At 56.9% G+C, this 12,865-nt stretch carries 10 protein-coding genes; 2 read left to right on the top strand and 8 right to left on the bottom strand.

Annotated elements, in window-relative coordinates:
- Positions 1-372 precede the first annotated feature (372 nt).
- A complete protein-coding gene (locus tag D9V82_RS09455; RefSeq protein WP_121912148.1) occupies positions 373-588 on the bottom strand; it encodes a hypothetical protein in 216 nt (71 codons plus the stop codon).
- 62 nt (positions 589-650) lie between these two features.
- On the bottom strand, positions 651-1,847 hold the full coding sequence (glf, locus tag D9V82_RS09460; RefSeq protein ID WP_121912149.1) for a UDP-galactopyranose mutase: 1,197 nt from the start codon (positions 1,845-1,847) through the stop codon (positions 651-653).
- A 157-nt stretch (positions 1,848-2,004) separates the two neighbouring features.
- Here glf and D9V82_RS09465 point away from each other — a divergent pair, with 157 nt between their 5' ends.
- A complete protein-coding gene (locus D9V82_RS09465) occupies positions 2,005-3,906 on the top strand; it encodes an N-acetylmuramoyl-L-alanine amidase (protein ID WP_121912150.1) in 1,902 nt (633 codons plus the stop codon).
- A 16-nt stretch (positions 3,907-3,922) separates the two neighbouring features.
- Here D9V82_RS09465 and D9V82_RS09470 read toward each other — a convergent pair whose 3' ends face one another.
- From D9V82_RS09470 to serS, 6 genes are all read right to left on the bottom strand, one after another.
- A complete protein-coding gene (locus tag D9V82_RS09470) occupies positions 3,923-4,753 on the bottom strand; it encodes an HAD family hydrolase (protein WP_121912151.1) in 831 nt (276 codons plus the stop codon).
- Between the two features lie 22 nt (positions 4,754-4,775).
- Positions 4,776-6,323: a glycerol kinase GlpK gene (gene glpK / locus D9V82_RS09475; protein WP_121912152.1), complete on the bottom strand. Its 1,548-nt coding sequence runs from the start codon at positions 6,321-6,323 to the stop codon at positions 4,776-4,778.
- Positions 6,324-6,353: 30 nt separating this feature from the next.
- Positions 6,354-7,091 carry an MIP/aquaporin family protein gene (locus D9V82_RS09480; protein ID WP_121912153.1) on the bottom strand — a complete coding sequence of 246 codons (738 nt, stop codon included), beginning with the start codon at positions 7,089-7,091 and terminating at the stop codon, positions 6,354-6,356.
- Positions 7,092-7,103: 12 nt separating this feature from the next.
- The gene (locus D9V82_RS09485; RefSeq protein ID WP_121912154.1) at positions 7,104-8,828 is read right to left on the bottom strand and encodes a glycerol-3-phosphate dehydrogenase/oxidase; all 1,725 of its coding nucleotides are present in this window, start codon (positions 8,826-8,828) and stop codon (positions 7,104-7,106) included.
- Between the two features lie 301 nt (positions 8,829-9,129).
- Positions 9,130-10,752, bottom strand: a complete 1,623-nt coding sequence (locus tag D9V82_RS09490) for a lysophospholipid acyltransferase family protein (protein WP_121912155.1) — start codon at positions 10,750-10,752, stop codon at positions 9,130-9,132.
- A gap of 27 nt (positions 10,753-10,779) precedes the next feature.
- Complete coding sequence (serS, locus tag D9V82_RS09495; protein ID WP_121912156.1) at positions 10,780-12,036, bottom strand: serine--tRNA ligase; 1,257 nt, start codon at positions 12,034-12,036, stop codon at positions 10,780-10,782.
- Positions 12,037-12,101: 65 nt separating this feature from the next.
- Between serS and D9V82_RS09500 the strand changes: the two genes are divergently transcribed.
- Entirely contained in the window at positions 12,102-12,851 is a 750-nt protein-coding gene (locus D9V82_RS09500) for a GntR family transcriptional regulator (protein WP_121912157.1), read from the top strand.
- Positions 12,852-12,865: the final 14 nt, after the last annotated feature.

The following is a 12,865-nucleotide window of genomic DNA, read 5'->3' on the forward strand; positions in this document are numbered from 1 at the left end:
GCACCAGTACAAAAACTCAGTGGACTCCCCGTCCAAAAAGCGGGGAGACTCCACGTCCACAAAGTCCCTAGACTCCAAGTCCAAAAAGTAGCTAGACTCCAAGTCCAAAAACCTCATGGACATAACAACTCACACCTAACACCTGTTGCCGCCAGACCAAGAAAATTCTCTGAAAGAATAGGGCCCGACCCCCGGAAAGTGGACAGATCGGAGGTCGGGCCCCTTGAGTTCAGCGGATTAAGCATCAATTAACGCCGACGCAAGCTGCTGCTCTGAAGATTCCTGAAAATGTCCGCATCCCCTTGAAACCCTTAACCCTTATTTGGGCTTCAGGCTGAATAAACGCCATGAAAATGCGTTCCTGTGCTGGACCTATTGAGCAATACGAGCACTCATGTTCGGGGCGTTATGCAGCGGAAAGGCCCGCCGGGTGTTCCGGCAGGCCTTCTTTGCTTGCTGCTTTTTCTTATTGGGAATTCGTGTTGCGCGGCTGCGCAGCTTCAAATGCTCCTGAAGCCGCTCTGGGGACATCTTCCACATGCTGCGGTCCGCGTGCCCAAGCTTGGTGTATTTCTTGCGTTGTGCCATGCCGTCACCTCCTAACCTGTGAGGTAACCAAGCATAGCTCGCGTAGAACAGATTAGCAGCTCTTAGTGGCCGCGCGCTTGCTCTATGGCCTTACCCTCGTTCCAGAAGGGCACGAGCTTATTATCAAATAGGGACAACGCGGCGCCGATCGCCATGTGCATATCTAAGTACTGGTAGGTACCCAAGCGGCCGCCGAACAGCACCTTGTTCTCCTTGGCTTCTTGAGCGGCCAATTTGCGATACGCCTCCAGCTTGGAGCGATCCTCCGGGGTGTTAATGGGGTAATACGGCTCATCGCCTTTATCGGCAAAGCGCGAATATTCCTTCATAATAACTGTCTTATCGGAAGGGTAACGGTCCTTGCGCTCTGGGTGGAAATGACGGAACTCGTGAATGCGGGTGAAGTCCACGTCGGCATCGTTGTAGTTCATCACCGGCGTGCCTTGGAAATCGCCGGTGTCGAGTACCTCGAGGTCGAAGTCCAGGGTGCGCCAACCTAGCTCGCCTTCGGCGAAGTCGAAATAACGATCCAGCGGACCGGTGTAGATAACGGGAGCATCAGGGGATTTAGCGCGCAGATCCTCCCGGACATCGAACCAATCGGTCTCCAGGCGGACCGTGATGTTTTCATGATCCGCCATGTTTTCTAACCACGCCGCATAGCCGTCAACGGGCAAGCCTTCGTAGGTGTCGTTGAAGTAGCGGTTATTGAATGTGTAGCGCACTGGCAGGCGGGTGATATTGCTGGCTGGCAGGTCCTTTGGGTCGGTTTGCCACTGCTTAGCGGTGTAATCACGGATAAAAGCCTCATAAAGCGGGCGGCCGATAAGGGCGATGGCCTTCTCTTCTAGATTCTTGGCCTCATCCACTGAGAACTCGCCGGCCTGGTTTTTGATTAACTCGCGAGCCTCATCGGGCGAGTAGTAGCGACCGAAGAACTGGTTAATAAGCCCCAGCCCCATGGGGAATTGGTAGGCGGTGCCATCGTGCATGGCAAAGACGCGGTGCTGGTAGTCGGTGAAATCGGTGAACTGGTTGCAGTACTCCCACACGCGCTTATTGGAGGTGTGGAAGAGGTGCGCGCCGTATTTGTGCACCTCGATTCCGGTGGTGGGATCTGCCTCGGAGTAGGCATTGCCGCCCAGGTGGTCGCGTCGCTCGATGATGAGCACCTTCTTTCCCAGCTGGCTAGCTGCCCTTTCCGCAACGGTCAGGCCAAAAAATCCGGAACCAACAACGATGAGGTCATAAGAAGTCATAGTTTCCACTTTATTGCACTCCAGCGAGGAACACCGGACATCGGCGTGTCGCAACAAGATTCACAGTTGCAACACTCGTAGCATCGCTATCAACTGTTAACTATTGGCAACCGTTTTTACAACTACATCGGCATCAACTCAACCCAGGGAGAATAGAGTGAAACAACGACGTCGACTAGTCCCCACGAGATCACCGTGGACCACACCCGTCATCGCGACGGTTTCCTCCATTGCCATCGTCGCGGTGTCCGCATTCGGCGGCCAACAGGTCCTCAAAACCCAGGACTCCCATTCCGCCGCACCTATCGAGGTTAAAAATGCCTCTGCAAACTTTAGCGACGCCGAATCCGTCGTGGTGGATGATCCCGCCGTGGCAGCACAGGGCGATGGCGACGGACCACGCGCCGTCAAACACTTCCACCGCGACGAACCGTTCAATATGTTTGCCGTAACCTGGGAAGGCAAACGGGACGTGCATTCTTTCGTCCGTTCCAAGCAGAAAGACGGCTCGTGGAGCGAGTGGTTTGATATGGACGCCATGAACTACAACGAGGGCAAAAACGGCACCGAGCTTATTTATGTAGGCGATACCAACGATGTACAGGTGTTCATGGCCAATGTGGACCTCGTAACCGGTTCCAACCTGGATGACAATGCAGAATTACTCGATAAAGCAGCCGACGCTGCGGATACCAACCGCGCCGCCCCCCTGCCTTATAACGTCGGCGCTATCGCCCCTGTAGCTGATGAGAACAACACCGGCCGCACGACCGTGTCGGATCTGAATGCCGTCTTTATGGATGGCAATGCCCAAGAGGGCCAAGTCATTGAACCCACTGCCGCCACCGATGGCATGCCAAAGGTAGTCTCGCGCTCTGGGTGGGGCGCAGATGAATCCAAACGCTGCCAGCAACCCACCTACGATGACGGCATCAAGGCGATGACGCTGCACCACACCGCGGGTTCCAATGAGTACACCCCGGCGCAGGCCGCCGCGCAGGTTCGCGCGGCCTACGTGTACCACGCACAGAACCTGGGCTGGTGCGATATTGGATACAACGTGCTCGTGGATAAGTTCGGCACCATCTACGAAGGCCGCTACGGGGGACTCGACAAGGCTGTCCAAGGCGCGCACGTTGGTGGCTTCAACTCCCACAACTGGGGTATTTCCATGATCGGGAACTACGACATTGAAGAGCCGTCACAGAAGATGCTGAACTCGGTGGCAGAGATTGCCGGATGGAAGTCAGCCATCTCTAACGTCGATCCCTCGGGTACTGCTACCCTGACCTCCGACGGCTTTGGCGGATCCCGCTATGCAGCCGGCGCGCAGGCAACCGTGCCTGCCTTCAGCGGGCACAATGATTTCCACTACACCCAGTGCCCGGGTCGCTACACCACGCAGCACTGGAAGCAGATCCGCGATAACACCAAGAAGAAGTACGACGCAGTCAAAGCTGGCGGGAACTCTGCTGCAATGAACTGGGATAAGACCTCACCAACGAGTAAGAGCGGTCATTCCGCCTCAGGAGAAACCACCTCCTCTATCGGAGGGGTGGATGCTCCGGTATCGACCATCCAGGCCTTGGCTAACATCGCCGCTGCCGTATTCGGAGTCCTGGTTGCCAATGACCGTGTGACGCAGCCGGATGCTGATAAGAAGATTGCGGGTCATCTGACCGCCGGCGATATTCCGAATATCGTCAGCAAGGTTGTGCAGCTTTCTGGTGACAAAGGCCTCAGGGAATCCTGGACAGCCGTCCTGAACGCCTTTGGCCCAGTCTTAGGACTCGCCGTCGGTGGACCAGATACCACCGATTCCGGCAAGATTACCTACCAGCTCTTCCAAAACGGTGTAGTACTCTCCTCCGAGGACACAGGTGCAAAGGCGCTGACCGGGGAGATTGCTAAGAAGTGGGCAGAGAACAATAACTTCTCCAAACTCGGCCTGCCCACCACAAATGAGATAAAGAACGGCAAAGAAATCCTCGTCCAGTTCCAGGGCGGCGAGATTGTCTACAACACGGATACCGAAAAGGTAGACATCTACACCGACTAACCCGCGCGGAGCGATGTTAGAACCAGCGCTCCAATACCTTTGCTACACCCGCCTGGTGGTTGGCCGTGGTGACCGCATCGGCGGCTGCCTTCACCGCCGCGAGTGCATTTTCCATTGCCACCCCGCAACCGGCCCACGCGAGCATCTCAATATCGTTGGGCATATCGCCAAAAGCAATGGTTTCTTCCCGCGCTATCCCATGCTGTTTTGCCAACCACTCCACGCCTCGGCGTTTAGTGACATGAGGGGCCCCGACTTCTAACACACCCTCCTGCATGGAGTAGGTAATATGCGCCAGCTCCGGATCAATATGGGGAGCAATCAAATCGTAGAGTTCCGGTGCACGGTAATCCGTATTGCGGATAAGTAGCTTGACCACGGGCTGCGCCACCAGCTCACCCACGCTGACGACACCGAAGCCCTCAAATAAGGCGTTTTCTGAGTAGTGAGGGTCGACCACGAAGAGCTCCTCGGGGGCATCGGCAAGCGAGCCGCCCGCCCGCTCTGCGCCAAAACCAACGGCGCCAAGGACGCGCTGCGCTACCGTCACCACCTCCTCTAGCGCGGCCGGGTAAAGCTCGTGCGCGGACAACACGCGGTCTTCCGCCGAATCATAAAGCACCGCCCCATTTGAAGTAACACACACCGGGCGCACCGGGAGCTGTTCCAATACCGGCTCTATCCAGCGGAAAGGTCTGCCGGTGGATAAAGCAAAATAAGCACCCTGCTGCACCGCCCGCGCCACTGCGTCGCGGTTGCGACGCGGGACGCGATGATTGCGGTCCAGCAGGGTGCCATCAATATCGCTCGCGATGAGCCGAGGGGCGCGGGTAGGGAAAGTATCCATACCCGCAAGTTTACTTCAGGACTTAGAAGCTCAACTCATCTTCTTCGGAGTCTTCCCAGTTCAAAGAACGCTTAATAGCGCGCTTCCATTCACCGTAGAGGTAGTCCACCTCTTCTTGCTCCATCTTGGGCTTGAATACGGTGAGATCACCACGCTGGGAATCTAGGATACTGAGATCGTCCCAGAAGCCATTATCTAAACCGGCAGCAACAGCGGCGCCGGTTGCGGTGGTCTCAACATTCTTCGGGCGGTGTACCTCCACACCCAAGATATCAGCCTGGAACTGCATGAGCAGCTCGTTGGTGGTCATGCCACCATCCACGCGCAACTCGGTGACCTCCACGCCGGAGTCCGCCACCATGGCGTCTGCCACGTCACGGGTCTGGTAAGCGGTTGCTTCAAGAACCGCGCGCGCCAGGTGTCCGCGGTTGGCAAAGCGGGTCAGGCCCACGATGACGCCGCGGGCATCGGAACGCCAGTGCGGGGCGAAGAGGCCGGAGAATGCCGGGACGATATAAACGCCGCCATTGTCCTTAGCCTCACGGGCCAAGTTCTCGATGGCAGAGGAATTCGGGATGAGCTGCAAGTTATCGCGCAGCCACTGCACCAGGGAGCCGCCCATGGATACCGAGCCTTCCAATGCGTATACGGGGCGCTCGCCCTCGCGTTGGAAGCAGACGGTGGTCAACAGGCCGTTATCGGAGAACTTCGGGGTAGTACCGGTATTCAGCAGCAAGAAGAGACCAGTGCCGTAAGTGTTCTTGGCCGAACCTGCGCGGAAGCAGCCCTGGCCGAACATAGCGGACTGCTGGTCACCCAAGATGGCGCGAATTGGTACACCGGCGAGGGAACCGCGCTCGCGGACGGTGCGGAAATCACCCAGCGATGGGCGAATCTCCGGCAGCATGGACATCGGGATGCCCATCTCCTTGCACAGCTCTTCGTCCCACTCTAGCTTTTTGATGTCCATGAGCAGCGTACGCGAAGCATTCGTCACGTCCGTTGCGTGCAGCGCCTCTTTGTCGCCGTCTCCTTCAGCACCGCCGGTCAGGTTCCACAATAGCCAGGAGTCAATGGTGCCGAAGAGCAGATCGCCCTTTTCCGCGCGTTCCCGGGCACCCTCAACATTGTCAAGAATCCACTTGACCTTCGGGCCTGCCGGATAGGAGTTGATCAACAGGCCGGTGCGCAGACGCCACTTATCCGGTCCCTCTTCACCCGCTAGTTCCTTACAGATGGCGGAGGTGCGGGTGTCCTGCCAGACAATGGCGTTGTAGACGGGCTCACCGGTGTTCTTGTCCCACACCACGGTGGTCTCGCGCTGGTTGGTGATACCGACGGAGTCGATATCTTCTACCGTTATATCGCCATTGGCCAACGCCTCCCCTACGGCGCGGCGGGTATTGCTCCAAATTTCCTGGGGGTCGTGTTCTACCCAACCCTTCTCTGGAAAAATCTGCTTGTGCTCGAGCTGACCTACAGATACCTGGTCACCGTCGTGGTTGAAGATGATGCAGCGAGTTGAGGTGGTTCCCTGGTCAATAGCTGCGACGTATTTCTTATCACTCATGTGTGTAATTTCTCCTATATAGAGGTTGGATTAAAGCGCAATGGACAATAGGCCAACGGCGACGGCCGAAAGCAGCGGGCCAACGATCGGCACCCATGCATAGCCCCAGTTGGCGCTGCCCTTGTCCTTAATAGGCAGGACGAAGGCGTACATCAAACGCGGTCCCAAGTCACGAATCGGGTTGATGGCGTATCCCGTAGGGGTACCTAGGGACAGGCCGACAGCGACAACGACGAACGCTACGCCGAAGTAGCTCAATGGTCCCAACTCACCACCGGCAGGACCGAAGACAATGAACATCAACAATACGGAGGTTGCGATGAACTCGGTTACCGTATTCCAACCATTGTGTGAGTGTGCGGGCGCTGTGAAGAAGATTCCCGCGGTTTGAGAATTGGCTCCGGTGACATTGCCCTCTTCGTCGTAGTTATTCGCATCGAAGAGCTGCTTGAATGCGGCCCAGGCCAAAAACGCACCGAACATAGCACCCAGGATTTGGCCCAGTACGTAGAACGGAACCAGGTTCCACTCTAGCGAACCATTGACCGCGAGCATGAGCGTTACCGCAGGGTTCATGTGGCCACCAGAGGGGTCGGCGACGCTGGCGCCGACAAACACAGCCATGCCCCAACCTAAAGCAATAACAAGCCAGTCGGAGCCACGAGCACCCGAAGTGCGGAGGGTTACCAGCGCGCACACACCGTTACCAAGAAGTAGCAGCAGTGTGGTGCCGATAAACTCCCACACAAATACATCAGATCCAGCCATTAGCGTCTCCCCTTATCCTTCAGTCTCGGTCGGACGAGCGGAGCCAGCGCGGACCAGAATGTCGTTCGCTTCGCGGTCGGTCACAGCCGCCTCAGCGGCCAGCTCTGCCTCGGTGTGCTTGGTGAAGGCATCCACCTCGCGCTGCTTGTCTTCATCGCTCCACCCCAGCAGCGGAGCAACGAAGTCTGCAACCGCCTTAGCTGCCTTGACGCCACGGTCACCGAACTCGATGGCAACTCGGAGGCGACGGGCCAAAATGTCCTCCAAATGCAGCGCACCCTCGTGGGTAACGGCGTAGCGCACCTCAGCCCAGAGGTAGGTTTCAGCGCCAGGCACAGGCTCCAACAAGGACTCCTCATCCTGCGCGGGAGCCAGAACCTCGCCCAGGAGCGAGCCGTAGCGGCCGAGCAGGTGCTCGATGAAGTCTTCGCTCAGGTTATAGCGACGGGCCAGGGCAGAAACCTGGTTAGCGAGCGCGTGATAACCAGCAGCACCCAGGATCGGGGTGTGCTCGGTAATGGACTCTGGCACCTTGCCACTGAGTTCTTCCACGGCCAGGTCAACGGCATCCTTGCCGATGACGCGGTAGGTGGTGTACTTACCACCGGCAACGGAAACCAAACCCGGGGCCACGCGAGCCACGGCATGGTTACGGGACAGGTTGGTGGTGGAGTCGGACTTACCGGATAGCAGCGGCCGCAAGCCGGAGTAGACACCGACAATGTCAACGCGGGTGATCTGACGGCGCACGCGCTGATTGACTTCATCCAGGATGTAGTCAATATCCGCCTTGGTGGGGGCTGGATCCGGAAGGGACAGGCCCTTTTCCCAGTCGGTATCGGTGGTGCCGATGATCCAATAATCGCCCCATGGGATGACGAAGAGGACGGACTTTTCAGTCACGAAGCACAGCGCTGCTTCTGCATCCAAAGCATCCTTTGGTACAACGATATGCACACCCTTGGAAGCATGGACGGTGAACTTGCCGGCCACGCCGGCCAGCTCCTGGATCTTGTCATTCCACACACCGGTAGCGTTAATGAAGACCTTACCGCGCACAGTGGCCTCACGGCCGGTGGCGGTATCGCGAACCTTGGCACCCACTACGCGGCCACCGCGGTCCTTGTCAAAACCGATAACCTCGGTATTGGTGCGCACATCGGCTCCGTACTCGGCGGAGCTGCGCAGCACGGTCATGGTGTGGCGGGCATCATCCACCAAAGTATCGTAGTAACGCACACCGCCGACGATGGCATCTTCCTTCAGGCCAGGGGTGACCTTGAGGACACCCTTGCGGGTGAGATGCTTTTGCATCGGCACGCTCTTTGCACCACCCATGAGGTCATAAAGGGTAAAGCCGCCGAACATCATGACGCGCTCCCATACGTGGTGGGTGAGCGGGAAAATGAACTTCAGCGGCTTAACCAGGTGGGGAGCCAACGTGGACATGTTGAGCTCCCGCTCTTTCAAAGACTCTGCAACGAGGCGGAAGTCAAACATTGCAAGGTAGCGCAGTCCACCATGGAACATCTTGGAGGAGCGGGAGGAAGTACCTGCAGCGAAGTCGCGGGACTCCAGTACTGCGGTCTTTAAACCGCGGGTTGCTGCATCCAGTGCCGCGCCGGCACCCACGGAGCCACCGCCAATGATGACGACGTCGTAGTCCTCATCCGCGTAGCCTTTCCATACATTTTCGAAATACTCGGGGTTAAAGGATTGATTGCTTTGCTGGGTCATTAGAGACCGCATCTCCTTCCTTAGTGCTCATGTGTGCTTGCTCAGACAAACAATGCATGAGATGGCGTAAGCACAGCTTAAAGCAAATTTTGGATGATTCATTCCGGCGACTATTACACTACTAAAAAGTAGAGCCAATATCTCCTATCTCTTATGGTAGAGGTCACCAGTTAAACATTCACTAGAGGTTACTCACACGTAGATTCCGGTCCCGTAAGCAGTCAATTTCCGCTTTTTCATTAGCTGGCCAAAAAGAAAAACACCCCCTCACGGGGGTGCCAACTCCAACGTTTGCACGCGCTTAATTTTTTTGCAACCGGGCCATTGCTTCCAAAACCTCGGACACACCTGCGCGCTCAGCGGAATACGTTACAGCCTGCGCCTCCTTGACCACCTCAATCGGCGCGGTCTCGAGGGCAACGACCGGGATGTGATTCAAAAATTCTTCGTCCCCTGGCTCATTGCCAAAGACCAATGCCTCGCTCGGCTCGGCTTCCAAATCATCCAAGATGCAGTCCACGCCAGCGGCGGCCGTGGCCGAGGTTACCCTCATCGCTTCTTTGTCAAGGATCGGATTTTCGGCGTCTTCATCAATCTGGATATGCCACACCGCCTGCGGTACATCAACATCTAAATCGCAGGAGACCAAAATAAGCACCTCTGCCGCAGGGTAGATACTTTCTAGCGCCGCTTTCAACCGCGGGGTCAGGGCATCGTCTTCCCAGTTCAGCGTGCTTTGATGTGCTACCACTACGCGTGGGATAGCAGAAAACTGGGCCTTGAGCCGGTGCGGTAAACGGGAGACGATGAGGCGCGATTGGGTAGCCGCGGCGAGCAATCCCTGCTCTACGACGGATCCTTCCCAGATATCCTTGCTACTTGCGGCAATAGACGCCTGTGCCTGCGCCACATCGGTCTTCAACTGAGCCATGACATCGGCGATCTTATCCTTGCCTTCATCCAAGCCACGGGTTGCTTCTTCTACCACAGCGTTGAGATTGGTCTTGACCCACTCCAAGGTATCCGCCGCAATGTGCTTCTTTTCGTGCTTCTCCTCACCTTCCTGCTCTGCCTTCCCTTTAGCAGAGGTCATGTGGTTGCGTACGAGTTCGACAGTGGAGACGGAAATGCGGTCTTTGAGTCCTACCAAGTCATCACGCAAACGACGCACTCGGTGCCGCTCAGTTTCTACCTCCACATCGTGTGCCTCGGCCTCTTCCAAGGTCGGCGCGGAACCACCCTTACGCGCGGGAACCCAGTATGCGCCTGCGGGCATGGGCCCAAACTCCGCTTCGTACTCCTCCCAGAGCCCTTCTAAGGCTTCCTGCATGCGGCGGCGGATTTCTGCGGTATCCGCTTCTGGATCCCCAGTAGGGTAGTAGGGTTCAAGCGCGCTAATAAAAACCGGAGTCTTGGTGCGGCCCAACTTCTTCTTGTGGCCCTTCGTCCACAGGCGCTGCGAGCCAAATATTACCTGCGGGATAACCGGTACGCCCGCTTCACAAGCGATGCGGGAGGCGCCGATTTTCATGCTGCGGATTTCAAAACTCCGGGAAATCGTACCTTCAGAAAACACACCGACGAGCTCGCCAGCCTGGGCAAGCTCCACGGCTTGGCACAGGGAATCTTTGCCATCGATGCGGTCTACCGGCACATGCCCCATAGCGCGCATTAGGGCGCCCACACCTGGGGCACTAAAGATGCTGGCCTTGGCCAGAAAACGCACCAAACGCTTCTTACGATAGGGAATAAAGGCACCGAACAGAAAATCCATATACCCGGTGTGATTACACACGAGGACGGCACCGCCGTCCGCGGGAATATTCTCCTCCCCCGACAAGCGCATCTGCAGACCTTGCGCCCAGGTAAGGCAGCGCCCCACGTGGGTTATCTGGCGGTAAAAGAAATTCGTCGCAGCGTTCATGGCGCTCCTTTAGTTTTGCTCCGCAGGCTACTGCGGTGTGAGAACATCCTTACCCACGAATGGGCGCAGTGCCTTCGGAACAATCACGGAGCCATCGGCTTGTTGGTGATTTTCTAAAATCGCCACGATCCAGCGGGTGGTTGCCAAGGTGCCGTTCAAGGTGGCTGCTACTTGTGTCTTTCCGTTCTCATCGCGGTAACGGATGGACAAACGGCGCGCCTGGAAGGTAGTGCAGTTGGAGGTGGAGGTCAGCTCGCGGTACCTACCCTGGGTTGGCACCCACGCCTCGTTATCAAATTTGCGGGCTGCCGAAGAGCCCAAGTCACCGCCGGCGATGTCGATGGTACGGTACGGCAATTCCATCGCAGCCAGCATCTCCTTTTCCATATCGAGGAGTTTGCGGTGCATATCCTCGGCGTCTTCCGGCTTGCAGTAGACAAACATTTCCAGCTTGTCGAATTGGTGCACGCGCAGGATGCCACGGGTGTCCCTACCGTGAGAACCGGCCTCCCGGCGGAAACAGGAGGACCAACCGGCGTACTGCAAGGGGCCATTGGACAGATCGATGATTTCATCCTTATGGTAGCCGGCAAGCGCAACTTCGGAGGTGCCCACGAGGTAGTGATCATCGGCCGGGAGGTAGTAAACCTCATCGGAGTGCTGGCCCAAAAAGCCTGTACCGGACATGATCTCTGGGCGCACCAAAACGGGAGGAATCATCAACTGGAAACCGGCTTCCCGTGCTTTCTGCGCCGCCAGCATGAGCATGCCCAGCTGTAGGAATGCACCATCGCCGGTGAGGTAGTAAAAGCGGGCACCGCTGACTTTCGCACCGCGCTTGACGTCAATTAATCCCAGGGACTCGCCGAGTTCAAGGTGGTCCTTGGGTTCGAAATCAAAGTGCGGGATCTCGCCTATTTCTTCCACGAGAACAAAGTCGTCTTCCCCGCCGGCAGGGGCCCCTTCAACGACGTTATCGATCTTGTACTGCAGCTCTTCCACCGTGGCCTCAGCGGCGGATCGAACCTCTTCCGCCTCCTTCACCTTGGCCTTGAGTTCTTCTGCACCTTCCAGCAACGCCGGACGCTCTTCTGGGGAGGCCTGACCAATCTGCTTGCCCAGGGATTTCTGCTGGGAACGTACCTCATCAGCTTTCTGGATGGCAAGGCGACGCTTCTCATCGGCAGCAAGGAGCTGATCCACGAGCGAGGGGTCTTCCCCACGGGTGACCTGAGAGGCGCGGACAACGTCTGGGTTTTCACGAAGTAGCTTGAGATCAATCACAGAACTGATTCTAGCGCACTGCCATTGCCTTGCGGTGGTAATAACCAGAGAATTACTATGAAATTATGCCCTACCTAGATTTACCGGCCCGCGCAATCAGCGAGGGCCCCACCCCTAAGCATGCCCAATTGCACGATATTCTGGAGGAATTATGTAATACCACATTGAGCCCCGGTGATATCCTTCCCGGTGAGAGGATCCTGGAGGAAACTTATGGCGTCTCCCGTATCACGGTACGCCGGGCCATCGGGGATCTCGTAGCCGCCGGTAAATTGCGCCGCGTGCGCGGTAAGGGAACCTTCGTCGCCCCCAATCCCTTGGTTTCGCGCCTGCACTTAGCTTCTTTTTCTGATGAAATGAACGCCCAGGATGTGGTGGCTTCTTCCAAGATTCTCCGCAGCGGCCGTGGTAGCGCACCGGATGCGGCCGCCAACTTCTTTGGTACCCCTGCCACCGAGGAGCAGATTCATTTGCGCCGACTGCGCTTGGGCGATGGCGAACCCTACTCAATCGACGACGGCTGGTACAACTCCACTTTTGCACCAAGCCTGCTGGAAAATGACACCTATAATTCGGTGTACTCGATTTTGGATAAAACGTTCGGCGTACCTATCACGGACGCGGACCAGACCGTATCCGCCATTGCCGCCGATGAGGAAATTGCCCTGCTTCTCGATGTCCCCGTAGGTTGCCCTCTGCTGCACATCGTGCGCTGTTCCCGCTCCGGTGACAAGCCCGTGGAATGGTGTTCCTCGGTCTACCGCACCGATAGATACCACCTGAGCACCCGCGTTTCCCGGGATACCTCAATCTAGAAAAGACCCTGCTT

Origin of the sequence: Corynebacterium macginleyi, from assembly GCF_003688935.1 — a bacterium.
Classification (GTDB): domain Bacteria; phylum Actinomycetota; class Actinomycetes; order Mycobacteriales; family Mycobacteriaceae; genus Corynebacterium; species Corynebacterium macginleyi.

Coding starts and splice junctions, on each gene's coding strand:
- D9V82_RS09455 (WP_121912148.1), bottom strand. CDS start 588: ATGGCACAACGCAAGAAATACACCAAGCTTGGGCACGCGGACCGCAGC.
- glf (WP_121912149.1), bottom strand. CDS start 1,847: ATGACTTCTTATGACCTCATCGTTGTTGGTTCCGGATTTTTTGGCCTG.
- D9V82_RS09470 (WP_121912151.1), bottom strand. CDS start 4,753: ATGGATACTTTCCCTACCCGCGCCCCTCGGCTCATCGCGAGCGATATT.
- glpK (WP_121912152.1), bottom strand. CDS start 6,323: ATGAGTGATAAGAAATACGTCGCAGCTATTGACCAGGGAACCACCTCA.
- D9V82_RS09480 (WP_121912153.1), bottom strand. CDS start 7,091: ATGGCTGGATCTGATGTATTTGTGTGGGAGTTTATCGGCACCACACTG.
- D9V82_RS09485 (WP_121912154.1), bottom strand. CDS start 8,828: ATGACCCAGCAAAGCAATCAATCCTTTAACCCCGAGTATTTCGAAAAT.
- D9V82_RS09490 (WP_121912155.1), bottom strand. CDS start 10,752: ATGAACGCTGCGACGAATTTCTTTTACCGCCAGATAACCCACGTGGGG.
- D9V82_RS09500 (WP_121912157.1), top strand. CDS start 12,102: ATGCCCTACCTAGATTTACCGGCCCGCGCAATCAGCGAGGGCCCCACC.